20 protein-coding genes and 1 pseudogene are annotated in these 21,952 nt (G+C 70.0%); 9 read left to right on the plus strand and 12 right to left on the minus strand.

Features of this window, described 5'->3' with window-relative positions:
- The first annotated feature begins 171 nt into the window (after nucleotides 1-171).
- Nucleotides 172-996, plus strand: a complete 825-nt coding sequence (locus tag ACFYPC_RS16700; RefSeq protein ID WP_388676043.1) for an enoyl-CoA hydratase/isomerase family protein — start codon at nucleotides 172-174, stop codon at nucleotides 994-996.
- A gap of 57 nt (nucleotides 997-1,053) precedes the next feature.
- Nucleotides 1,054-1,680, plus strand: coding sequence for a flavin reductase family protein (locus ACFYPC_RS16705; RefSeq protein ID WP_388676045.1), 627 nt, complete (start codon nucleotides 1,054-1,056; stop codon nucleotides 1,678-1,680).
- Between the two features lie 114 nt (nucleotides 1,681-1,794).
- Here ACFYPC_RS16705 and ACFYPC_RS16710 read toward each other — a convergent pair whose 3' ends face one another.
- Nucleotides 1,795-3,099, minus strand: a complete 1,305-nt coding sequence (locus ACFYPC_RS16710) for an MFS transporter (RefSeq protein ID WP_388676262.1) — start codon at nucleotides 3,097-3,099, stop codon at nucleotides 1,795-1,797.
- Between the two features lie 188 nt (nucleotides 3,100-3,287).
- Here ACFYPC_RS16710 and ACFYPC_RS16715 point away from each other — a divergent pair, with 188 nt between their 5' ends.
- On the plus strand, nucleotides 3,288-4,418 hold the full coding sequence (locus ACFYPC_RS16715; RefSeq protein ID WP_388676048.1) for a GlxA family transcriptional regulator: 1,131 nt from the start codon (nucleotides 3,288-3,290) through the stop codon (nucleotides 4,416-4,418).
- Between the two features lie 124 nt (nucleotides 4,419-4,542).
- On the opposite strand, the gene ACFYPC_RS16720 is transcribed toward ACFYPC_RS16715, so the two are convergent.
- Both ACFYPC_RS16720 and ACFYPC_RS16725 read right to left on the minus strand, forming a co-directional pair.
- Nucleotides 4,543-5,106, minus strand: a complete 564-nt coding sequence (locus ACFYPC_RS16720) for a class I SAM-dependent methyltransferase (RefSeq protein ID WP_388676051.1) — start codon at nucleotides 5,104-5,106, stop codon at nucleotides 4,543-4,545.
- Between the two features lie 141 nt (nucleotides 5,107-5,247).
- The gene (locus ACFYPC_RS16725) at nucleotides 5,248-5,745 is read right to left on the minus strand and encodes a glycine-rich domain-containing protein (protein WP_388676054.1); all 498 of its coding nucleotides are present in this window, start codon (nucleotides 5,743-5,745) and stop codon (nucleotides 5,248-5,250) included.
- Between the two features lie 321 nt (nucleotides 5,746-6,066).
- Between ACFYPC_RS16725 and ACFYPC_RS16730 the strand changes: the two genes are divergently transcribed.
- Both ACFYPC_RS16730 and ACFYPC_RS16735 read left to right on the plus strand, forming a co-directional pair.
- Entirely contained in the window at nucleotides 6,067-6,840 is a 774-nt protein-coding gene (locus ACFYPC_RS16730) for a helix-turn-helix domain-containing protein (protein WP_388676057.1), read from the plus strand.
- 126 nt (nucleotides 6,841-6,966) lie between these two features.
- Nucleotides 6,967-7,455 (plus strand): annotated as a pseudogene (locus tag ACFYPC_RS16735) (GlxA family transcriptional regulator); the annotation flags it as partial.
- A 53-nt stretch (nucleotides 7,456-7,508) separates the two neighbouring features.
- Here the strand turns inward: ACFYPC_RS16735 and ACFYPC_RS16740 are convergent.
- The 3 genes from ACFYPC_RS16740 to ACFYPC_RS16750 form a co-directional block, all read right to left on the minus strand.
- Entirely contained in the window at nucleotides 7,509-8,558 is a 1,050-nt protein-coding gene (locus tag ACFYPC_RS16740) for a Zn-dependent alcohol dehydrogenase (protein WP_388676265.1), read from the minus strand.
- Nucleotides 8,559-8,609: 51 nt separating this feature from the next.
- Nucleotides 8,610-9,788 (minus strand): acyl-CoA dehydrogenase family protein, encoded by a 1,179-nt coding sequence (locus ACFYPC_RS16745; RefSeq protein ID WP_388676268.1) that lies wholly within the window; start codon nucleotides 9,786-9,788, stop codon nucleotides 8,610-8,612.
- Between the two features lie 156 nt (nucleotides 9,789-9,944).
- Nucleotides 9,945-10,856, minus strand: a complete 912-nt coding sequence (locus ACFYPC_RS16750; RefSeq protein WP_388676060.1) for an SDR family NAD(P)-dependent oxidoreductase — start codon at nucleotides 10,854-10,856, stop codon at nucleotides 9,945-9,947.
- Between the two features lie 94 nt (nucleotides 10,857-10,950).
- On the opposite strand from ACFYPC_RS16750, the gene ACFYPC_RS16755 reads away from it, so the two are divergent.
- Entirely contained in the window at nucleotides 10,951-11,886 is a 936-nt protein-coding gene (locus ACFYPC_RS16755) for a cyclase family protein (RefSeq protein ID WP_388676062.1), read from the plus strand.
- A gap of 464 nt (nucleotides 11,887-12,350) precedes the next feature.
- Here ACFYPC_RS16755 and ACFYPC_RS16760 read toward each other — a convergent pair whose 3' ends face one another.
- The 3 genes from ACFYPC_RS16760 to ACFYPC_RS16770 all read right to left on the minus strand — a co-directional run bounded on the left by ACFYPC_RS16760 (nucleotide 12,351) and on the right by ACFYPC_RS16770 (nucleotide 15,356).
- Nucleotides 12,351-12,797 (minus strand): ATP-binding protein, encoded by a 447-nt coding sequence (locus ACFYPC_RS16760; RefSeq protein WP_388676065.1) that lies wholly within the window; start codon nucleotides 12,795-12,797, stop codon nucleotides 12,351-12,353.
- A gap of 491 nt (nucleotides 12,798-13,288) precedes the next feature.
- A complete protein-coding gene (locus tag ACFYPC_RS16765) occupies nucleotides 13,289-14,191 on the minus strand; it encodes an acyl-CoA dehydrogenase family protein (RefSeq protein WP_388676068.1) in 903 nt (300 codons plus the stop codon).
- Between the two features lie 10 nt (nucleotides 14,192-14,201).
- The gene (locus tag ACFYPC_RS16770; protein ID WP_388676071.1) at nucleotides 14,202-15,356 is read right to left on the minus strand and encodes an acyl-CoA dehydrogenase; all 1,155 of its coding nucleotides are present in this window, start codon (nucleotides 15,354-15,356) and stop codon (nucleotides 14,202-14,204) included.
- A 135-nt stretch (nucleotides 15,357-15,491) separates the two neighbouring features.
- Between ACFYPC_RS16770 and ACFYPC_RS16775 the strand changes: the two genes are divergently transcribed.
- The gene (locus tag ACFYPC_RS16775) at nucleotides 15,492-17,033 is read left to right on the plus strand and encodes a class I adenylate-forming enzyme family protein (protein ID WP_388676074.1); all 1,542 of its coding nucleotides are present in this window, start codon (nucleotides 15,492-15,494) and stop codon (nucleotides 17,031-17,033) included.
- Between the two features lie 87 nt (nucleotides 17,034-17,120).
- Here the strand turns inward: ACFYPC_RS16775 and ACFYPC_RS16780 are convergent, their stop codons facing one another.
- Nucleotides 17,121-17,633, minus strand: a complete 513-nt coding sequence (locus ACFYPC_RS16780) for an EF-hand domain-containing protein (RefSeq protein WP_388676077.1) — start codon at nucleotides 17,631-17,633, stop codon at nucleotides 17,121-17,123.
- Nucleotides 17,634-17,865: 232 nt separating this feature from the next.
- Nucleotides 17,866-18,246 carry an STAS domain-containing protein gene (locus ACFYPC_RS16785; protein WP_388676271.1) on the minus strand — a complete coding sequence of 127 codons (381 nt, stop codon included), beginning with the start codon at nucleotides 18,244-18,246 and terminating at the stop codon, nucleotides 17,866-17,868.
- A 468-nt stretch (nucleotides 18,247-18,714) separates the two neighbouring features.
- Here ACFYPC_RS16785 and ACFYPC_RS16790 point away from each other — a divergent pair, with 468 nt between their 5' ends.
- Nucleotides 18,715-19,299 carry a sigma-70 family RNA polymerase sigma factor gene (locus ACFYPC_RS16790; RefSeq protein WP_388676080.1) on the plus strand — a complete coding sequence of 195 codons (585 nt, stop codon included), beginning with the start codon at nucleotides 18,715-18,717 and terminating at the stop codon, nucleotides 19,297-19,299.
- 140 nt (nucleotides 19,300-19,439) lie between these two features.
- The gene (locus ACFYPC_RS16795) at nucleotides 19,440-20,753 is read left to right on the plus strand and encodes a zf-HC2 domain-containing protein (RefSeq protein WP_388676273.1); all 1,314 of its coding nucleotides are present in this window, start codon (nucleotides 19,440-19,442) and stop codon (nucleotides 20,751-20,753) included.
- Between the two features lie 166 nt (nucleotides 20,754-20,919).
- On the opposite strand, the gene purU is transcribed toward ACFYPC_RS16795, so the two are convergent.
- Complete coding sequence (gene purU, locus ACFYPC_RS16800) at nucleotides 20,920-21,804, minus strand: formyltetrahydrofolate deformylase (RefSeq protein ID WP_388676083.1); 885 nt, start codon at nucleotides 21,802-21,804, stop codon at nucleotides 20,920-20,922.
- Nucleotides 21,805-21,952 lie beyond the last annotated feature (148 nt).

Raw genomic sequence — 21,952 nt, forward strand, 5'->3', positions numbered from 1 at the left:
CTGCCGCACCACCCGCGCCACGTGCACCACCGGTGCGTCCCACACCACCCGCACCACCCGCGCCACCCGCGGGTCCCGCACCACCGGCGCGTCCTGTGCCTCCCACACCGGAGGCCCACTGCTCCTCGTACGAAAAAACCCACCGCTCCTCGTGCGAAACGGAGTACCCCCATGTCCGACTCCCCCCATGAATCTCCCGAAAAGTCCCTCGACTCATTGATACTTCACGCCACTGACAATGCCGTCGCGTGGATCACCCTCAACCGGCCCGAGGCGATGAACGCCCTCACCCGGGACCAGCGGGAACGGGTGATCGGGCTGCTTGAAGAAGCCTCCGCCGACCCGGACGTACGGGCTGTCGTCATCACGGGGACGGGCCGCGGATTCTGCGCGGGCGCGGACCTGCGCGGGGGCGCGGCGGCCGGGGAACGGGTGCCCGGCGACGTCGCCCGTACGATCCGTCTCGGTGCCCAGCGCCTCATCGCGGCCGTCCTCGACTGCGAGAAGCCGGTGATCGCGGCGGTGAACGGCACGGCGGCCGGGATCGGCGCGCACCTCGCGTTCGCGTGCGATCTCGTGATCGCCACGGATTCGGCCCGGTTCATCGAGGTGTTCGTACGGCGCGGCCTCGTCCCGGACGGCGGCGGCGCGTATCTGCTGCCCCGGCTGGTCGGTCCGCAGCGCGCCAAGGAGTTGATGTTCTTCGGCGACGCGCTGACGGCGGCGGATGCGGAGCGGCTCGGCCTGGTCAACAAGGTCGTACCGCCACAGGAGTTGGAGAAGACCGCCCGCGAGTGGTCCGAGCGCCTCGCCACCGGCCCGACCCGCGCGCTCGCCCTCACCAAACAGCTGGTCAACGCGTCTCTGGACAGCGATCGTGGGACCGCTTTCGCCGCCGAGGCCGCCGCGCAGGAGATCAACATGACGACCGCGGACGCGAAGGAGGGGGTCGCGAGTTTCGTGGAGCGGCGGGACCCTCAGTACCGCGGACGCTGACCAAAACGGCTCACGGCATTCACTTCTGACTATCCGTCAGCTTCAATGGATGTCGTGATGGGACACGCAGGGATGGCGGCCACCGCTGTCCGATACCTCAGGTCGGTCGGGGCGCCCACGGTCGCGGAGCCCGTCGAAGCGCTGCCGCCCCCGGAGCTACGGGCGGTCGCGGACGACGAGCGCGCGCCGGTCGACCAAGCCGAATTCCGCCGCGTACTGGGGAACTTCGCGACCGGCGTGACTGTCGTCACGGCACCCGCGAGCGAGGACTCCGACGGCTCTGGTTCGGGAAGGGGCGGCCCCGCCGGGTTCGCCTGCCAGTCGTTCTCCTCCCTCTCGCTCGACCCTCCGCTGGTCTGCTTCCTGGTCGGCCGTACGTCGTCGACCTGGCCACGGATCGCCCGTGCCGGTGTCTTCTGCGTCAACGTGCTGGGCGCGCACCAGGGCGAGTTGTGCCGCGGGTTCGCGGTGCGCGGCGGGGAGAAGTTCGCCGGCGTCGCGTTCGACGCCGCCCCTGCCACCGGCTCCCCCCGTCTCGCGGACGCCTCCGCCTGGATCGACTGCACGATCCACGCGGTGCACACGGGTGGGGACCATCTGATCGTGGTGGGGCGGGTGGAGGCGCTGGGCACGGGCGACGACGAGGCGGCACCGCTGTTGTTCCACAAGGGGCAATTCGTCTGAGAGCACCGGGCGACCCGCGCGGTCAGGCCGCCGTGACCCGCGCGGTCAGGCCGCCGTGACCCGCGCGGTCAGGCCGCCGTGACCCGCGCGGTCAGGCCGCCGTGACCCGCGCGGTCAGGCCGCCGTCAGGGCCGCCACCCGCACGGTGGGCCGGCGCCGGATCACCAGCGCCATCAGCGCCGCCGCCGCGCACAGCGCTCCCGACGCGTACCAGACCACGTCGTACGAGCCGAAGACGTCACGCGCGACGCCGCCGAGGAAGGCGACGAGGCCGGCACCGATCTGGTGCGAGGCGAGGACCCAGCCGAAGACGATGGCGCTGTCCTCGCCGTACTGCTCCCGGCACAGGGCCAGGGTGGGCGGGACGGTGGCGACCCAGTCGAGGCCGTAGAAGACGATGAAGAAGATCATCGGCGGATGCACGGTCGGGTAGAGGAGTATCGGCAGGAAGAGGAGCGAGACGCCGCGCAGCGCGTAGTACACCGCCAGCAGCCGGCGCGGGTCGTAGCGGTCGGTGAACCAGCCGGAGGCCACCGTTCCGACGACGTCGAAGACACCGATGACGGCGAGGAGCGAGGCCGCCGCGGTGATCGGCATGCCGTGGTCGTGGGCGGCGGGCACGAAGTGCGTCTGGATCAGGCCGTTCGTCGAGGCACCGCAGATCGCGAAGGTACCCGCGAGCAGCCAGAAGGGTCCGGTGCGGACGGCGGAGAGGAGGACCGTCACCGCACGGCGGGCGGCGCCCGGCACCGGGGCGGGCTTCACCACGAACTCCGTTGCCCCGTACGGCTTCTGGCCCACGTCCGCCGGGTGGTCCCGCAGCAGCAGCCATACGAAGGGGACCACCGCGAGGGCGGCGAGGGACACCGTCACGGCCGCCGGCCGCCAGTTGTGCTCCGTCACGATCCACGACAGCAACGGCAGGAAGATCAACTGGCCGGAGGCGGAGGCCGCCGTGAGGATGCCCGTCACCAGGCCGCGCTTCTCCGTGAACCAGCGGTTCGTGACCGTCGCCGCGAAGGCGAGTGCCATCGAGCCGGATCCGAGCCCCACCAGCAGGCCCCAGCACAGCAGCAACTGCCAGACCGCCGTCATCCACACCGTCAGCCCCGACCCGAGCGCGATGACGATCAGGGCGACCGCGACCACCCGCCGAATCCCGAAGCGGTCCATCAGCGCGGCGGCGAACGGCGCCGTCAACCCGTACAACGCGAGGTTGATCGACACCGCCGCGCCGATCGCGCCGCGCGACCAGTCGAACTCCTTGTGCAGAGGATCGATCAGCAGCCCCGGCAGCGAGCGGAAGGCCGCCGCTCCGATGATCGTCACGAAGGTGACGGCGGCGACGAACCACGCACGGTGGATGCGGTGCTGCTTGGCGTCACGAGCTTGCTTGGCTGTCGAGCCGACGGCCTCGATGGAATCTGTCAGGTCGGCATCGGCGGAATCTGTTTGGTCGGCATCGGCGGATTCCGTCAGGTCGGCATCGGTGAAGTCCGTCGGGTCGGCATCGGCGGAGTCGGTCGTCTGGGTCACGTCATAGAGCTTCGGGCCTGCGATCTCCGGGAACGAGTGGCCCGAAGGACAGTATTCGCTAGGATCAGGCCATGGCAGACCGACAGACATCCCGACAGACATCCCCGTACGAGACGTCCCAGCGGCAGGGATCCACACGGCACCGCGTGGTCGTCCTCGCCCTGGACGGCCTGCTGCCCTTCGAACTCGGCATCCCGCAACGCATCTTCGGCAAGGCGCGCGACGCGGACGGCCGCCACCTGTACGAGATCGTCACCTGCTCGATCCGCCCGCCGGGCCCCGTGGAGACGGACGCCGACTTCGCCGTCCTCGTCGGAAAGGGCCCCGAGGCGCTGGCGACCGCCGACACCGTCGTCATCCCCGCCTCCTACGAGCTGGGCCCCGTCCACGACGAGGGCGTGCTCACCCCGGAACTGGCCGCCGCCCTCGCCCACATCCGCCCCGGCACCCGCCTCGTCTCCATCTGCACCGGCGGATACGTGCTCGCCGCGGCCGGCTATCTCGACGGCCGCCCGGCCACCACGCACTGGATGCACGCGGAGCACTTCCAGGAGCTCTTCCCGAAGGTCAGGGTCGACGCCGACGTGCTCTTCGTCGACGACGGGGACGTCCTCACCTCCGCCGGCGTCGCGGCCGGCATCGACCTGTGCCTCCATCTCGTACGCCGCGACCACGGCGCCGCCGTCGCCAACGATGTGGCCCGCCGCACCGTCGTACCGCCGCACCGCGACGGCGGCCAGGCGCAGTACATCCAGCGCCCGGTCCCGGAGGCGCAGGCGGCCACCACGACCGCGGCCCGCGCCTGGGCCCTCGGCCGCCTCGACGAACCGATCCAGCTCCGCGACATGGCCGAGCAGGAGTCCATGTCCGTACGCACCTTCACCCGCCGCTTCCGCGAGGAGGTCGGCGTCAGCCCCGGCCAGTGGCTCACCCAGCAACGCGTCGAACGAGCCCGCCACCTGCTGGAGGCCAGCGCCCTGTCCATCGACCAGGTGGCCCGCGAAGCCGGCTTCGGCACAGCCCAGTCGATGCGCCAGCACCTACAGACGGCCCTCGGCGTCACCCCCACCGCATACCGGCGCACCTTCCAGTCCGGAAACACCCCCGGTCTCCCGGAGGTCGACAACAATTTCCTTCACGCCGGGAGTCGAGGGCCTGGCGACAGCCGCCGACAAGAACAGGCGGCCGGCCAAGGTCGATGACGACGTGCCGCCGTGGCCCGTGCCAGGAAGGCGAAGGTCGAGAGCGTGAGCGCTATCGCTCTCGGCATCTCCCGAGCCACCCTCTACAGCCACCTCGTGGAGAGCTCCTGAGACAGCCGCGCAATCAGGCTGCCAGGGCACGGACAAGCATCGTGCCCACGGCCCTGCCCTCTGGCGGGTCGATCAGAGACACGCACACGTCAGAGAAGCCGTACCCAGTCAGGATGCGCCCCCACTCACCTGGGGTGCGGTCGTGCCGCAGTCCGGCTTTGGCGGGCTTGGGCGCCTGACTGCCTGGAGGCAAATGCGAGAAGGCCAGGATGCCGCCCGGCGCCATACGCGAGCGGATCAGCGGGAGCAGGGTGTCCGGATCGACGAACCAGACGGCACCAAAGATCGAGAGCACGACATCGAACGTCTCGTCCGTCTCGCTCAGGAACGCCGTCGCCTCCGCCGTACGGAACTCAAGGCCCGGCAGATCGCCCCAGCGCTCCCGCGCGACCGTCTCGCGGGCGGGTGCTACGTCCACCCCAAGACCTGTCGCGCCGAGCGTCACCAGGTGCGCGAGGTTACTGCCGCTCCCTGAGCCGAGTTCCAGGACCCTGCGCCCGGCCACGGGACCCAGAACGCTCTCGGTCGGCCCATGATCGGCGTACTGAGTCCAGTTCAACCAGGTCGTTTCACCCATGGCGTTCACGGTCCTGCGTGGCTTGCTCCCGACCGCGTATCTGTCCCAGGACTCAGCCAATGACATGTGGTGATCCTTCCCGGCAAGAGGGGCCCACCTCCAACGTACGGGGATAGGCCCCACCTCACTTGCTGCTCACTACTACTTGGGCGAGTCGTGGCACCCGGCGTGGCACTGGTTGCAGTCGGCCGCGTTCTCCATGCCCCACAGGTCGGGGTCGATCTCGAACCCGGCCGCCTTGATGGCCTTGATCGTCTGTTCCAGAACGAGCGGGCCGCCGGTCTTGGGGTCGTGGCCCTCCCGCATCGCCTGGTCGTCGCTGACGCACTGGACACCGGCCGTCGACCCCGGAAGCTCCGGAACGTGGTGGATGTACCGGCCGAAGTGCTGGTTGGTGAAGTGGTGGTACGGGATCGAGTCGAGCATGAACGAATGCCATGCCTCGTCCACCTGCTCGGACGGGCCCATGAGAAGGTCCGGGTTCTCACCGCACGTGACCAGGTAGGCGATGGCCTGCCCGAACTTGGCTTCTGCCAGTTCGCGTGTGTTCTCCGGGTTGCGGAGGAGGGCCACCTCCCGCTCCCACACGTCCGGCGTGACGTACGCCTTCGGGTCGCGAATCACTACTACGGTGCTCATGCTGGCTTGCCTCCGCGTAATTGGGGTTCCGTGGTGCTCCGGTTACGTCGTCCACCCGCACACTTGGGACACAGGCACGGCGGCATGAGGCCAGTAGCGAGAGGCTCCCCGCCCTCCCCCTCGTACAGGGTTCGTGGCTCGGTCCGAGTGCCGTCGGCTCTCACCGTGTAAGCGCTGATGCGGATGGACATGACGTCCATGTTCCGGATCGGGCATGACCATCGCGGCGACGTTCAAGGCGTCCCTCGGGCGTCATGTCGGCGTCACCCCGAGGGCGTCAAACCGGTGTCATTGGAGGCGTGACGTGGCTACCCTCGGATCATGACGACTACGGCCGAGCATGAGCGAATCCCCAACGACGTGCTGACCTCCGTACGCAAGTCGATGAACCTGAGCCAAGACGAGTTCGCCCAGGGCCTGCGGGGCGCGGGCGAGGAACTGGGGGAACCGAACGACGCTTCCAAGCGACTCGTGCAACGCTGGGAGTCCGGGGAGACCAAGACGTGCCGCCCGCTGTACGCGCGGGCGCTGAAGCGGTTCACCGGCCGCACCCCTGAACTGCTGGGGTTCGCGATCCCGATGGCACGCGTCCATTCAGACGGCGCAGGAGGTCATGACATGGAGGCTGGGGAAGTCGGCACGGCTGACGCTGTCACAAACCCGGAGCCAGAGCCGCAGAGCGAGTACGCGGGCATCTGGCTGTCCCGGTACGAGTTCTACTCGTCCAGCCGTGACGAGACGTTCGACTGCAAGCACCACGTCGTGATCGTCCAGCACGGCAACCGGCTGACAGCTCAGAGCCTGCCCGGAGCGTCGACCAACCCGGCCAGCCCGTTGTCTCTGGATCTCACCGTTGATCGGAACGTCGTCACCGGTACGTGGACCGAGCAGACGGCGACCAACGGGTACTACCAAGGTGCCCGGTACCACGGTTCGATTCAGCTACTCATCGAGCCGACGGGCCGACGTATGGCGGGCAAGTGGGTCGGGTTCGGCAAGGACTTCGATGTGAACACGGGCCCGTGGGAGCTGCGCCTACTCGACCGATCGACAGGCCGCGCGAGCATCGAGCGGTACTCGACTACACCTCAGTGAGGGATCGGGGCGCTCCCCTGCAGGAAGCAGCGGGAGCCGTCCCGTGTGCGGGCGCCTGGCCGCCGAGTCCGCCCCACTGGTTCGAGCTGGCAGGTACGCAAGATCGGCTCACTCCCAGTTTCCCCAAGGCATCACCACGGCGTCGCCGTAGCCAACGATGTGGCCCGCCGCACCGTCGTACCGCCGCACCGCGACGGCGGCCAGGCGCAGTACATCCAGCGCCCGGTCCCGGAGGCGCAGGCGGCCACCACGACCGCGGCCCGCGCCTGGGCCCTCGGCCGCCTGGACGAGCCGATCCAGCTCCGCGACATGGCCGAGCAGGAGTCCATGTCCGTACGCACCTTCACCCGCCGCTTCCGCGAGGAGGTCGGCGTCAGCCCCGGCCAGTGGCTCACCCAGCAACGCGTCGAACGAGCCCGCCACCTGCTGGAGGCCAGCGCCCTGTCCATCGACCAGGTGGCCCGCGAATCCGGCTTCGGCACAGCCCAGTCGATGCGCCAGCACCTACAGACGGCCCTCGGCGTCACCCCCACCGCATACCGGCGCACCTTCCAGTCCGGAAACACCCCCGGTCTCCCGGAGGTCGACAACGATCTTCTCCACAGCGGGGGTTGAGCCCCCACTGTCACCACCCGCCGGCACCCGCCCAGCGCGCCCCGGAAGGAGATCTAGAACGTCAGCACCGCCCGCGCCACCCTCCCCCCGCGCGCATCGTCCACCGCCTTCTCGAAGTCCTCCACCGGGTAGGTCGCCGTCACCAGTTCGTCCAGGAGCAGGCGTCCCTCCCGGTACAGGTCGGCGTACAGGGCGATGTCCCGTTGGGGCCGCGAAGAGCCGTAACGGCAGCCCAGGATCGACTTGTCGAGGTACATCGACGAGACGAGGAAGGAGGCCTCGGCGGTCGACGGGGGGACGCCGAGGAGTACTGCCTGGCCGTGGCGGTCCAGTAGGTCGATGGCCTGGCGGATGAGTTCGACGCGGCCGACGCATTCGAAGGCGTGGTTCGCGCCGGTGGGGAGGATGTCCTTGACGGCGTTTGTCGAGGTGAGGAAGTGGGTCGCGCCGAACTGGCGGGCCACTTGCTCCTTCGCGGGGTTGGAATCGACCGCGACGATCTTCAGGGCGCCCGCGATCCGAGCGCCCTGGATGACGTTGAGGCCGATGCCGCCCGTGCCGATCACCAGGACGGTGTCGCCCTGCTCCACCCGTGCGCGGTTGAGCACGGCCCCCACACCCGTGAGGACCCCGCACCCGATGAGGGCGGCAGACGGCAGGGGGATCTCGTCGGGGATACGGACCGCCTGGACGGCCTTCACCAACGTCCTTTCCGCGAAAGCCGAGTTGGCCGCGAACTGGTAGAGCGGCCGACCGCGCCGGGTGAACGGCCGCTGCGGCATCCCCATCGCCTTTCGGCACATCGTCGGCCGGCCCCGGTCGCACTCGGCGCAGGTCCCGCAGTTGGCGAGCGTGGAGAGCGACACATGATCACCGGGCTGGACGTGGGCGACGCCCGCACCGACCGCTTCCACAATCCCCGCGCCCTCATGGCCCAGCACCACAGGAACGGGGAAAGGTATGGTCCCGTCCACCACGGACAGGTCGCTGTGGCACAGCCCAGCCGCGGAGATCGCGACCAGCACCTCACCGGGTCCCGGCTCCCGTATCTCAAGGTCGTCCACGACCTCGGTCTGCTTACCGTCGAAGATCACGCCCCGCACGGCACCCCGCACCGCGCCCCGCATCGCACCTCGCGTATCGCCCCGCATCGCTCAGCCTCCCTGTCCCCTGGGTTCCTTCGGCAGGCCGAGCACCCGCTCGGCGATGATCGTGCGCTGGATCTCGTCGGAGCCGCCATAGATCGTGTCGGCCCGGCTGAACAGGAACAGATGCTGGAACGCGTCCAGTTGGTACGGCGACGCCGTCGACCAGTCCGCGGGACCCACCGCGGCCCCGGCACCCCGTACCCGTACCGCCAGCTCACCGAGCCGCTGATGCCACCGCCCCCACAACAGCTTGGCCACACTGGGGGCACCCGCCGCGCCCTGGCCGTCCCCCGAACTCCCCAGCGTCCGCAGCGCGTTCCACCGCATCGTCCGCAGCTCCGCCCACTGCCGTACGAGGAGGTCGCGTACGACCGGATCGGCGGAAGTGCCGTTCGCCACCGCCGCCTCCATCACCCGCCCCAACTCCTCGGCGAAGCCGATCTGTTGGGCCAGCATCGAGACACCCCGCTCGTAACCGAGAAGGCTCATCGCCACGCGCCAGCCGTTGCCCTCACCGCCCACGACATGCTCGGCCCGCGCGACGGCTCCGTCGAAGAAGACCTCGTTGAACTCGCTGGTACCGGTCAGTTGCCGGATCGGGCGGACCTCGATCCGGCCCGGCTGGTCCATCGGTACGAGGAGGAAGGTCAGACCGTCGTGACGCGTCGACTCCGGCCGCGTACGGGCCAGTACGAAACACCAGTCCGCCTCGTGGGCGAGGGAGGTCCAGATCTTCTGACCGGTTATGCGGTACGACTCCGCAGGCCCACCCGCCTTGTCCGGTACGGCAGTTGTCCGTATCCCCGCCAGGTCCGAACCGGCGCCGGGCTCGCTGTACCCCTGGCACCACAGTTCCTCGCCGCGGGCGACGGGCGGCAGGAAGCGGGCCTTCTGCTCCCGCGTCCCATGGGCGATGAGGGTCGGCGCCAGCAGGTTCTCGCCGATGTGGCCCGACCGGGGCGGCGCCTTGGCGCGGGCGTACTCCTCGGCCCAGACGACCTGTTGGGTCAGGCTCGCCCGCCGGTTGCCGTACCCGTCCTCGCTCCATCCGAGCCCGATCCAGCCGCCCCGGCCGAGTTCCCGCTCCCACACCGAGCGAGCCGGTACGCCGTCCAGGTGAGCCGCCAGCCAGCCGCGCACCTCGCCACGGAAGACCTCGTCCTCAGAACCGAATCCGAACTCCACGCGCGCCCCTCCCACTCCGCTCTTGAACGAGCCGGCCGCCGAGCCTGCCGACGCGAAGGCCGACGCGAAGGCCGACAAGCTCGCGGACATCAGACACTCCCACCCGCTCGCAAGGCACTGTCTCCCTCGGACGGCACCCCGGCCCGAAAGACACCCTCATTGGTTCGGCCGCCCCTTCTCAGCGGCCGCCCGGGCCATCGCCTCCACCTGTTCCAGCAGCGGCATCGGATCCACTCCGACAGTCCCCGGCAGCAGGTCCGCGATCCGCTCGGGCGTCCAGGCGCGCTCCGCGTACGCCGCCCGCAGCTCCCGGGGCTGCGCCCACACCGCGATCTTGGGCCCGGCGACCGTGTAGACCTGCCCGGTGATGCGCGCCTGGCGCGCCCGCTCCGACAGCAGGTACACGACCAGCGCGGCCACGTCCTCCGGCTCGCCGATCTCGGTCAGCTCCATGGGGACGCCGGCCGACATGCGGGTACGTGCGACGGGCGCGACCGCGTTCGCCGTCACCCCGTACCTGTGCAGGCCGAGCGCGGCGCTGCGGACCAGCGAGATGATCCCGCCCTTGGCGGCGCTGTAGTTGGCCTGGGAGACGGATCCCTGGTGGTTGCCGCTGGTGAAGCCGATCAGCGTCCCCGAGCCCTGTTTCCGCAGCACCGCCGACGCGGCCCTGAAGACGGTGAAGGTGCCCTTCAGATGGGTCGCGATGACCGGGTCCCACTCCTCCTCGGACATGTTGAAGAGCATCCGCTCGCGGAGGATCCCGGCGACGCACACGACACCGTCGATCCGCCCGTACGACGTCAGCGCCGCGTCGACGACCCGCTGGCCGCCCGCCATCGTCGAGATGTCGTCGGCCACCGCAACCGCGTCGCCGCCCGCCGCCTCGATCTCCTTCACCACGGCTTCGGCGATCGAACTCGTCGGCTGGGCACCCTCGACGGACACCCCGTAGTCGTTGACGACGACCCTGGCGCCCTCGGCCGCCGCGGCCAGCGCGACCGCACGTCCGATGCCCCGCCCGGCCCCCGTGACGGCGATGACCTTGCCTGCCAGGAAGTTCCCCACGCCCGGCCCCTTCCCGCAGTTTCTGACGGTCCGTTAGATTCAACTGGATTCTACGGCCCGTCAGATACCTGGAGACAAGCCCCCGGGAGGACTCATGTCACCTAAGACGCTGCCCCCGGAGTTCCATGACATCGCCAAACGCGTGAACAACTGGGGGCGTTGGGGCGCCGACGACGAGATCGGGACCCTGAATCTCATCACCGACGAGGTCGTACGCGAGGCCGCCGCCACCGTCCGCACCGGCAGGCGCGTCCCTCTCGCCCTCCCCCTGCAACAGGACGGCGTACAGACCGGCATGATCCCCGGACGGATCAATCCCCTGCACGCCATGGTGCAGATCAACCAGGAACTCTTCGGCCCCGGCACCGTCGCATGCAGCGACGACGTCGTGACGATGAGCCTCCAGGCGGCGACCCACTGGGACGCCCTCGCCCATGCCTCGCACTCCGGGAAGCTCTTCAACGGCCGCCCGGCCGACACCATCACCCCGCACGGCGGCGCCGAGTTCAGCGGCATCGACAAGCTGCGGCACATCGTCTCCCGGGGCGTGCTGCTCGACGTCGCGCACGCTCGGGGCCGGGACCGGCTCGACGGCGGGCATGCCGTGACGCCCGAAGACCTGGAGGCAGCCGAGGAGTTGGCGGGTACGCGCGTACGGGCGGGCGACATCGTCCTCGTACGGACGGGCCAGGTACAGGTGTATCTCGCGGGCGACAAGCAGGGTTACGGATACCCCTCGCCCGGTCTCTCCGTCCGTACCCCCGAGTGGTTCCACGCCCGCGATGTCGCCGCCGTCGCCAACGACACCCTCACCTTCGAGATCTTCCCGCCCGAGATCGAGGACCTCTGGCTGCCCGTGCACGCGCTCGACCTGGTCGAGATGGGGATGCTGCAGGGCCAGAACTGGAATCTCGAAGAGTTGTCCACAGCCTGTGGAGAAGAAGGGCGGTACGCCTTCCTGCTGTCCGCGATGCCCGAACCCTTCGTCGGCGGCACGGGAACACCGGTGGCACCCGTGGCGGTGCTGTAGCCGACACTCGCGAGATTGCCGTATTCGGCACCGCACCCGAGCGTCGGCTGGCGGCGCGCCCCCGCTCGCCCCGAGCGCGGCACCGCGCGCCGCCATCCGGCTCCGGCGCACCCACCCTGCTCCCGCTGCCCCGCAGGAGCTGACGCCGAGTCACGACCCGCACTCGACGAGGGCTCCCGTCACCGGAACCCTCGCCGTCCCCTCGCGGCGAATCGCTGACATCAAGCGTGATCAAACGGACACGTCACGTCAACACCCGTTCGGGGATTTATCACTTATGCCCTGTTCATGATGGCGCGCACGGAAGCACGGCCCGGCGCACTCGGCCGTCCCCGAAGTCAGGACTGGGGCGTCCATGCGTATATGCCACGGAAAAAGCGCCCATGCATACCCCGCACGACCCCGCGCCGAGCGGCCCAGGACTGCCGAGTCCCCGACCTCGCAGGGCAATGCACCTAATGCACCTAGACCGCCTCGTACGCGAAGTCCTCGTAGCCGCGATACGTCGACCCCGCCGCCGCGGTCGACGAACAGCGGTCCACCTCGACCCAGATGCGCTTGCCGGCACCCTCGGGGCACCAGCCCCAGCGGTCCGCGAGGCCGTCGACGAGCTCCAGGCCGCGGCCGTTGGTCTCCTCGCCGTCGGCGTGCCGGGGGACCGGGGGCCGGGTGCTGGCGTCGGCCACCTCCAGTCGGACGGTGGTGATCTCCACCCCCTCCGGCAGCGACAGCCGCAGCACAGCGGGGCAGCCCGTGTGCACCACGGCGTTGGTCACGAGTTCGGAGACGAGCAGGATCAGCGTCTCAGCGAGCGGCTCATCAGCCTCTATCCCGGACCCTGCGAGCCGCGAACGCGCCCACCTCCGGGCGCGCCCCACCTCCGCGGGGTCGGGCCGAATCTCCAGCTGCACTTGAAGCACCTGCACCGCTCACACCATCCGAACCGGCGGACACATCGCCTCGCGCCTCACAAGGGCCACGATCGTAGCCATTTTCTGCATGGCCAGAACAAGGATCACGGAACGTGATTCCCTTGCGAGACAGCATGGTTGACGTACAGTCACCCCAACAAGCGCTTCGGGCATATTCCAGCGCGAAGGAGTACGCGTGCGGGATACTGTGCGACGCTCGCCACGGGGAGTCGAACAGGCAGGCGCGGGGATTCGCCCTGCCCTGCGAGCGGCGTGCATCGCCGGGTCCGGGGCCGCCTCTTGGGCAACACCGGCATGGCTCAAGCTCAGAACCACTCGCATCTCACACAAGGTACCGGAGCGTGGCGCCGACTCCAGGCCGTGACAAGTCACGCCTAGGACACAACCCGATATCAACGCTCCGTGATTTCGAAATGCCACGATCCTTGACACCCGTTTCGACGCTTCCCGAACCGTTCCTGCACAGAGCCCTACTGGGCCGTTCCTGCTGTCAGATCGCCGGCCAACATCTCCTCACTCTGCGTGCCGCCACCCGCACGTTGCGTCCGCACCCACGCCCTCTTCAGATACAGATGGATGTCTGCCTCCCAGGTGAAGCCCATGCCGCCGTGCACCTGGAGGCAGTCCCGGGCGCCGCGTACGGCGGCCTCGTCGGCGAGCAGCCGGGCCGCCGCGACATCCAGCGGTTCGGCGGTCACGGCGGCCGCGTAGACGGCGGCGCGTGCCACTTCCACCCGCACCAGCATCCGCGCGCACAGATGCTTCACCGCCTGGAAGGCCCCGATCGGCTGCCCGAACTGCTCACGGGTCCGGGCGTGTTGCACCGCCAGTTCACAGACACGGGCGGCGGTACCGAGCTGTTCGGCGGCGGTGAGGACGCAGGTGAGCAAGGAGGTGACGAGTACGTCGGCCGGGTCGGCCCCCTCGGAGACGGGCACCCGGTGCAGCGGCGTCAGCGGGTCCACCGACTTCAGCGGCTGCGCGCCGGCCGCGTCCCCTCGTACGACGTCCGCCTCCGTCAGCCACTCCACCAGCTGTCCGTCGACGGCGGCCACCACGGTCTCCCCGGTGGCCGCCCCGTCCACCGTGCCCGCCGCGAGGTGGGTGGCCACCAGCGGTCCGGGCAGCAGCGCCCGCCCGGCCTCCTCGAAGGCCAACACGGCTTCCGGGAGGCCCAGTCCGACGCCGCCGTCCGCCTCCGGCAGCCGCAGCGCGAAGAACCCCGCCTCGCCGAGCTCGCGCCACAGGGCCCGGTCGAGCGCCGGCCCGTTGTCGACGGCGGCCCGCAGGCTCTCGCGGCCGAAGCGCGCGGTCAGCAGTTCGCGCACACCGGCCTTCAACGCCAGTTGATCTTCGTTGAGTTGGAAGTCCACCGGGTCGATGTCACCGTCCCTTCGGGAGGCCCAGGATTCGTTCGGCCACGATGTTCGACTGGATCTGCGAGGTGCCGGCCGCGATGGTGTACGACAGGGAGGAGAGCCGGTCCAGGGTCCAATCCTGGCGGAGGTCGAGCGACTCGGGGCCGAGCACCTCGGCGGCGGCGTCGTACAACTCCTGTCGCACGTGCGAGTACCGCAGCTTGAAGACGGACCCGCCGACGCCCGGCACTCCCCCGGTGCTCTGCGACTCACTCACGTTCCACTGCGTGAGCCGCCACAGCGCGCGGAACTCGGCGTTCAGCCGCCCGAGGCGGCGGCGCAGCACGTCGTCGTCCCAGCGGCCGTTCCGCCGTGCCTCGCGGGCGAGTTCGCCGAGCACCCGGCGGCAGGCGACGACTTCGCCGACGAAGGCGGTACCGCGCTCGTACGACAACGTCACCATGGTCACGCGCCAGCCGTCATTCTCCGCGCCGACCCGGTTCGCCACCGGCACGCGCACGTCGTCGAGGAAGACCTCCGCGAACTCGGTCGAGCCCGCGAGCGTACGCAGCGGTCGTACGGTGATCCCCGGGGCGTCCATGGGCATCGCGAGCCACGAGATCCCGCGGTGCTTCGGAGCCGAAGGGTCGGTCCTGACCAACAGCTCGCACCAGTCGGCGACCTCGGCGTGGGAGGTCCAGATCTTGGACCCGCTCACGACGTAGTCGTCGCCGTCCCGCCACGCGCGCGTGCGCAGCGCCGCGAGGTCCGAACCGGCATCCGGCTCGCTGAAGCCCTGGCACCAGACCTCCTCACCGCGCAGCACGGGCGGCAGCCAGCGCGCCCGCTGGCCGGGGGTTCCTTCCGCCGCGATCGTGGGGCCCGCGTGCAGGAGCCCGACGAAGTTGGCCCCTACGTAGGGTGCGCCCGCCTTTTCGGTCTCCTCCAGGTAGATGAGGTGCTGGGTCGGGGTGGCCCCGCGCCCGCCCGCGTCGGCGGGCCAGTGCAGCCCCGCGTACCCGGCGTCGTACAGCGTCCGCTGCCAGCCGAGGTCGTACGCGCGCCGTCCCGGCCAGTCGCCGGGGGACGGCTTCGGGGGCAGCGAGGGAAGCACCTTGGCGAGCCACTCGCGCAGCCGCGCGCGGAAGTGTTCCTCCTCGTCCGTGTACGTGAGATCCATTACTCGCCCGCCCTGATGGTGATCTGATGGACCGTCAGAAGTCAGGCTAGCTCCGCACCTATGGACCGACAAGGCGGCGGGTCATACGCTCTGGACGCAACCTGACTGACCGTCAGCTCGTGACAGGGGGCCGAAGTGAACGACACCGCACACGCCCTGGGTTCCTCCCGCACCCTCTGGGAACTGGTCGTCCGCCGCGCCGGCCTCACCCCGCACCGGCCCGTCCTCCTCCAGGGCGACCGGTCCCTGAGCTTCGGCGAGTTGCGCGACCGCGCCGAGCGGGTGGCGGCGGGCCTGTACGACATGGGCGTACGCCCCGGAACGGTGGTCGCCTGGCAACTGCCCACGCGGATCGAGACGGCCCTGCTGTCCTTCGCGCTGGCCCGGCTCGGCGCCGTGCAGTCACCCGTGATCCCCTTTTACCGGGACCGCGAAGTCGGCTTCGCGCTACGGGAGTCCAGGGCCGAGTTCTTCGCCGTACCGGGCGAGTGGCGCGGCTTCGACCACACGGCGATGGCGCGGCGGCTCGGCGCGAAGGGCGTCTTCGAGGCGTACGACCGGCTGCCGGACGGCGACCCCTCCCTGCTCCCCGCCGCGCCCTCCGAAGGCACCTCGGTCCGCTGGATCTACTGGACCTCGGGCACGACCTCCGACCCCAAGGGCGTGCTGCACACCGACCGTTCGCTGATCGCGGGCGGCTCCTGCCTGGCGCACTCGCTGCACCTGTCCCCCGACGACGTCGGTTCGATGGCCTTCCCGTACGCGCACATCGCCGGGCCCGACTACACGGTGATGCTGCTGCTGTACGGCTTCCCGGCCGTGCTGTTCGAGCAGTTCGCGCTGCCCGCCGCGCTGGAGGAGTACCGCAGACACGGCGTGACGGTGGCCGGCGGATCGACCGCCTTCTACTCGATGTTCCTCGCCGAACAGCGCAAGCGACCGGGAGAGCCGCTGATACCGACTCTGCGGCTCCTGGCGGGCGGTGGGGCGCCGAAGCCGCCCGAGATCTACCACAGCGTCGTACGCGAGATGAAGGTCCAGCTCACGCACGGGTACGGGATGACCGAGGTCCCGATGATCACCATGGGGTCGCCGGACGACTCGGCGGAGAACCTGGCCACGACGGAGGGACGGCCGCCCGACGGCATGGAGATACGGATCGTGGACGGCGAGGTACGGCTGCGCGGGGAGGCCGTCTGCCAGGGGTATCTGGACCCGGCACAGACGGCGGAGGCCTTCGACGCCGACGGGTTCCTGATCACCGGGGACGTCGGCCATCTGACCGAGAGCGGCCACCTGGTGCTCACCGGGCGCCTGAAGGACGTCATCATCCGCAAGGGCGAGAACATCTCCGCGAAGGAGATCGAGGATCTGCTGCACCGGCACCCGGCCGTCGGGGACGCCGCCGTGATCGGGCTGCCGGACGCCGAACGCGGGGAACGGGTCTGCGCCGTCATCGAGGCTGCCGAACAGCCGTCGGCGGCGGACGGGTTGCCCGGGGTCGAGGAGTTGACCCTCGCCGGGATCACGTCCTACCTGCGCGCGGAAGGGCTGTCCGTGCACAAGCTGCCGGAGCAACTGGAAGTGGTGGACGCCCTTCCGCGCAACGAGACCTTGCGGAAAGTGCTCAAGTACAAGCTCAGGGAGCGCTACTCACAGGGATTCACTCGACCGTGAAGCACGGACTCACTCGGTCGCCGTGAAGCACGGAATCACACAGTCACCGTGAAGCACGGAATCACTCCGGCACCGGGAAGGACGGATTCACTCCGGCACCGTGAAGTAGCGGGCGAAGGCGGTCACGATCTCGACCTCGCCGATCCGGCCGTCGGCGTCCGTGTCCAGGGTGCCCGCCGCGGCGACGGCGATGTTCTCGGGGACGCCCAGCGCCTTGAGTACGCGCGCGGTGTCGTCGACCGTGGCCGCGCCGTCCCCGTCGGCGTCCGCGACGGCGAGGGCCGCGTGCAGGAACGGGCGGGCGATCTCGGCGAAGCGATCGGGGTTGTCGCGCAGCCGCTTGACCGCGCCGGTCACGAACTCCTGACGGGTGATCCGCTGGTCGCCGTCCCGGTCCGCTATTCCTGCCATGCCCTGCCAGAAGGCCTCGGCGCCCACGTACAGGGCCTGGCCCTTGTCCGACCGGGCCGCCGTACCGAATTCGGCGAGGACCGCCTTGGTGGCGACGTTGAAGTCCTCCCTGTCGATGTAGCCGTTGCCGTCCTGGTCGAAGCCGGAGAACCGGGCAGCGATCCTGCGTTCGTACTCGCTGTTGGCCATGTCGTTCGGGCCGCCTTACGTCACGTGAGGGTGCATCTGAGACGGAGCGTACGACGTCAGAGGCTCCCTGCGAGCGGGAAAACGACGCTTGTGCCAAGACTGCGGGAATTCCGGGACAACGATGTGGCGGAGCGCTGCCACCGAGTGAAAGCCGCTGCACACCACGTGATCAATTCCAGGCAGGTCACGGTCTGATCACCACACGTCACGTCGGCAGGCCCATCAGGACACCTCAAGCAGACAGCGGGGTCGACTCCTCACCGACGGCCGCGGCGACGTCCGGATACACGTCGAAGAGGCGGCGGACACCGAGGGCCGCGAGGACCCGGTTGACGTGGGAACCGTCAACGGCCCCCTGGGCGGGCAGAATCAGCCGCAGGCGGCCCCGGCAGGACTGGATGAGGCGGCGGGCGGCGATGAGGACGCCGACGCCGCTGGAGTCGCAGAAGAGAACCTCGGAGAGGTCGAGGACGACACTGCGACGGCCGTCGGCCACCGCCTCGTGCATCCGCTGGCGCAGCACCGGTGACGTCACGAGGTCCATCTCGCCGGACACCCGGAGCACGGCCCACTCGCCCCCTTCGTCGTCGGTCACCTTGAGCGTCACCGTCACCGCCACGCCTCTCGCTCTCCTCGCGCACCCCGCACGCATCACGCACGCATGACGCCTCACGCACGCATCACGCATGACGCATCACGCACGACGCATCACGCACGACGCCTCACGCACCGGAAACGGATGCGATTCCTACGCTTCCGTCGCTTCCTTTCGGCGCGCCTGCCCGGCCGTCGTTCGATGAAACACGGGTGCGGGCTCGAAGAAGCGTCGATCTACGGTCGAAAGCACTCACTGAGCAAGCTATTTCAGTCACGTACGTTCCAATATGTGCACTCCCGGGCAGGCGCCTACCATTCATGAACCGGCCGGGGGCGCACATTGACGCAAAGGGGCGTGCGCTGTCGGACGTGCCGACTACATTCGAGACAGTGAGTGTGCGCAGGCTGGACACAGCACGGGCACGCGGGCAGACAGGCTGGAAACAGGGACGGGCGCCGGGCAAGAGCAGGGTGAGGGGGCCGCATGACGACGAAGGACACACCGCCCCGCTGGGACCGCAAAATGCAACAGCGGCTCGCACGTGGAGAGGCGGCCGCGCTCGGTGAGCTCTACGACCGGTTCGCGTCGCTGGTGCACGGCCTCGCCCACCGCGTGCTCGGGGACGAGCATGCCGCCGACGGCATCACGCGCGAGGTGTTCGCGCACGTCTGGGAGAACCCCGACGCGTACGACCCCAAGCAGGGCCCCCTGCGTTCCTGGGTCGCCACACTGACCCACCGCCTCGCCGTCCAGCGGCTGCGCGCCACGGAGACCGCCGCGCTCACCCGGGGCGGCCGGGGCACCACCGAGGAACTGGAGCGCAAGGTGCGCAGCGCCTCCGTGGCCGCCCGCGCGGACTACATCGTCACGTCCATGCCCGCCCCGCTGCGGGCCGCCCTGGAGCTCGCCTACTTCCAGCGCCGTGACTACCGCCAGGCCGCCGCCGACCTCGGCGTCACCGAGGACGAGGCCCGCCGCCGGCTCCGCCTCGGCCTGCAGCTCCTGTCCACCGCCCACGACACCGGCGGCCCCTCCGGGGCACCGCCCGAGTACGGGGGTGTGCGGTGAGCGCAGGGTCGGACCGGTTCGAGGCGTTCGACGAGCGGGACCATGACGGGGACGAGAAGAAGGACGGGGACGAGAACGGAGACGAGAAGCGGGAGGGGGCGGCGGATTTCGAGGACGGCACCGTCGGTCCTGTCGGTCCCGTGGGTCCCGTCGGTCCTGGGGAGCCGGGCCGGGCGGGAGGTCTCCGCGGCACGGCGGGTCCCGGTGGCCCGCAAGGTCCCGATCGGCCGGGGAGCGCTCAGGACGAGGTGTCCGGAGGGCCACCGCGCATACCGCTGCCGCGTTCCTCCGTCGAGGACACCGGACTGCCGCTGCCCACGCCGGTACCCACACCCGCGCCCGAGCCCCTCGTCCTCGACCACCGGGTCCTTGAGTCGCTGCTCGGTGCATGGGCGCTCGCCGCGTGCTCGGCACAGGAGACGGCGGCGGTCGAGGAGCACCTCGGGGAGTGCGGCTCCTGTGCGGACGAGGCGCTGCGACTGCGCGAGGCGGTCGGCCTTTTGCACCCGCCCGAGACCCTCGACCTCGACCCGGCGCTGCGCACCCGCGTCCTGGAGGGCTGCCTCGGCCGGCGCCCGCCCCGGATTCCGGTGCCCGACTGGGCGGCTCCGTACGACGCGGAGACCGCGCGGCTCGACGCCCTGCTCCAGGACATAGGCGACGCCGAGTGGCACACGCCCGTGCGGCTGCGCTGGTTCGACGGCGAGGGGCCCGCCAGCCGCCGTACGACCGTCGCCGGGGTCATCGCCCACCTGATCACCGTCGACGGCCTTGTCGCCGTCGCGCTGGGCCTGGACGACCCGCTCGGCACGCCCCCGCGGGAGGCGACTCCGGCGGCCCGCACCGAGGCGTACTGGAGTGCTTCGCACTTCCCGCACACCCGTTCCGTGCGCGGGCCCTGGCGGGAGCAGAGTCACAACCTCGTCCGCACGGTGGCGTTCGCAGGCGGGGGCTCCGGGCGCCTGCCCGTGCCGTACGGCGCCTTCGAGCTGCCGTTGAGCGACTCGATGCTGGACCGGGCCTTCGAGTGCTGGGTGCACGCGGGAGACATCGCGGAGGCGGTGGACTATCCGTACGATCCGCCGGCCCCGCGCCATCTGCACGGCATGATCGACCTGGCGGCCCGCATGCTGCCCGCCTCGCTGGCCGAGCGGCGCCGGGCCGGGCTCTCCACGGCGGCGCCCCGCCACCTCGTCGCGGCGGGCGCGCCCGGGCGCAGCCTGCGACTGGAGATCGAGGGCTCGGGCGGCGGCGAGTGGCTCATCCCGCTCGACTCTCCCGGCGCGGTTGCCTCCGCCGACCATGAGGTCGCCCATGTCGCGCTGGACGGTGTGGAGTTCTGCCGGCTGGCGGCGGGGCATGTGTCGCCGGAGGAGGCTGCGGCGGGGCAGGACGGGGACCGGGAGGCGATCAGGGATGTGCTGTTCGCGGCGGCGTCGTTGAGCCGGATGTAGGTGGGTGGGCGTCGGGGTTGTTCGCCCCCTCCGCCCCTGCCCGTCCCGTACCTGGGAGCTCCGCCCCCAGACCCCCGTATCGGCCTGAACCGTCTCGTCCTCAAACGCCGGACGGGCTGAAAGACACTGACGGGCTGAAAGACACTGATGGGTTGAAAGACACCCCCTACGCGAACACCACCGTGCGGCGCCCGTTCAGCAGAATGCGGCGCTCGGCGTGCCACTTCACCGCCCGGGCCAGTGCCTGGCATTCGACATCGCGCCCGATGGCCACGAGTTGGTCCGGCGTCACGCCGTGGCCGACGCGCTCGACCTCCTGCTCGATGATCGGCCCCTCGTCGAGGTCGGCCGTCACATAGTGCGCGGTGGCACCGATGAGCTTCACACCCCGGGCGTGCGCCTGGTGGTACGGCTTCGCGCCCTTGAAGCTCGGCAGGAAGGAGTGGTGGATGTTGATGATGCGCCCGCTGAGCTGCTTGCACAGGTCGTCCGAGAGCACCTGCATGTAGCGGGCGAGGACGACGAGTTCGACATTCTCGGCCCGGACCAGCTCCAAAAGCTGCGCCTCGGCCTCCGCCTTCGTGTCCTTCGTCACCGCGATGTGGTGGAAGGGGATGTCGTAGGACCCCACGAGCTCGGCGAAGTCCGTGTGGTTGGAGACCACGGCCGCGATCTCGACCGGGAGCGCGCCGGTCTGCGCCCGGAAGAGCAGGTCGTTCAGGCAGTGCCCGAACTTGCTGACCATCAGCACGACCCGCATCTTGTCCTCGGCCAGGTGGATCTGCCAGTCCATCTGGAAGGCGTCTCCGATGGCCACGAAGCTCGCGCGCAGCTTGTCCACGGTCACGGGCGGCTCCGCCGAGAAGTGGACGCGCATGAAGAACAGTCCCGTGTCGTGATCGCCGAACTGCTGACTGTCCTCGATGTTGCAGCCGGTCATGAAGAGGTAGCTCGACACGGCGTGCACGATTCCCTGCTTGTCGGGGCAGGAGAGGGTCAGGACGTACTGCTCGGCGGCGGCCGCGGCCCCGCGGACGGACTGCTCATTCATGCAGGACAGGGTCCCATACCGCCCACCCCGGACGGTCGGCCGTCCCGCCAGGCGGACCGGATCAGGGGGCGGAACCGGCGACCGCTGCGACCGCAGGGCCGATGCCACTGCAGGGCCGATGCGACCGCAGGGCCGATGCCACTGCAAG

The sequence above is a fragment of the Streptomyces sp. NPDC005808 genome, from assembly GCF_042871385.1.
In the GTDB taxonomy this organism is placed as follows: domain Bacteria; phylum Actinomycetota; class Actinomycetes; order Streptomycetales; family Streptomycetaceae; genus Streptomyces.

What these genes read in the sequence shown, in the direction of transcription:
- ACFYPC_RS16705 (WP_388676045.1), top strand. Translation starts at nt 1,054, where the DNA reads ATGGGACACGCAGGGATGGCGGCCACCGCTGTCCGATACCTCAGGTCG.
- ACFYPC_RS16725 (WP_388676054.1), bottom strand. Translation starts at nt 5,745, where the DNA reads ATGAGCACCGTAGTAGTGATTCGCGACCCGAAGGCGTACGTCACGCCG.
- ACFYPC_RS16700 (WP_388676043.1), top strand. Translation starts at nt 172, where the DNA reads ATGTCCGACTCCCCCCATGAATCTCCCGAAAAGTCCCTCGACTCATTG.
- ACFYPC_RS16755 (WP_388676062.1), top strand. Translation starts at nt 10,951, where the DNA reads ATGTCACCTAAGACGCTGCCCCCGGAGTTCCATGACATCGCCAAACGC.
- ACFYPC_RS16720 (WP_388676051.1), bottom strand. Translation starts at nt 5,106, where the DNA reads ATGGGTGAAACGACCTGGTTGAACTGGACTCAGTACGCCGATCATGGG.
- ACFYPC_RS16790 (WP_388676080.1), top strand. Translation starts at nt 18,715, where the DNA reads ATGACGACGAAGGACACACCGCCCCGCTGGGACCGCAAAATGCAACAG.
- purU (WP_388676083.1), bottom strand. Translation starts at nt 21,804, where the DNA reads ATGAATGAGCAGTCCGTCCGCGGGGCCGCGGCCGCCGCCGAGCAGTAC.
- ACFYPC_RS16780 (WP_388676077.1), bottom strand. Translation starts at nt 17,633, where the DNA reads ATGGCCAACAGCGAGTACGAACGCAGGATCGCTGCCCGGTTCTCCGGC.
- ACFYPC_RS16730 (WP_388676057.1), top strand. Translation starts at nt 6,067, where the DNA reads ATGACGACTACGGCCGAGCATGAGCGAATCCCCAACGACGTGCTGACC.
- ACFYPC_RS16770 (WP_388676071.1), bottom strand. Translation starts at nt 15,356, where the DNA reads ATGGATCTCACGTACACGGACGAGGAGGAACACTTCCGCGCGCGGCTG.
- ACFYPC_RS16715 (WP_388676048.1), top strand. Translation starts at nt 3,288, where the DNA reads ATGGCAGACCGACAGACATCCCGACAGACATCCCCGTACGAGACGTCC.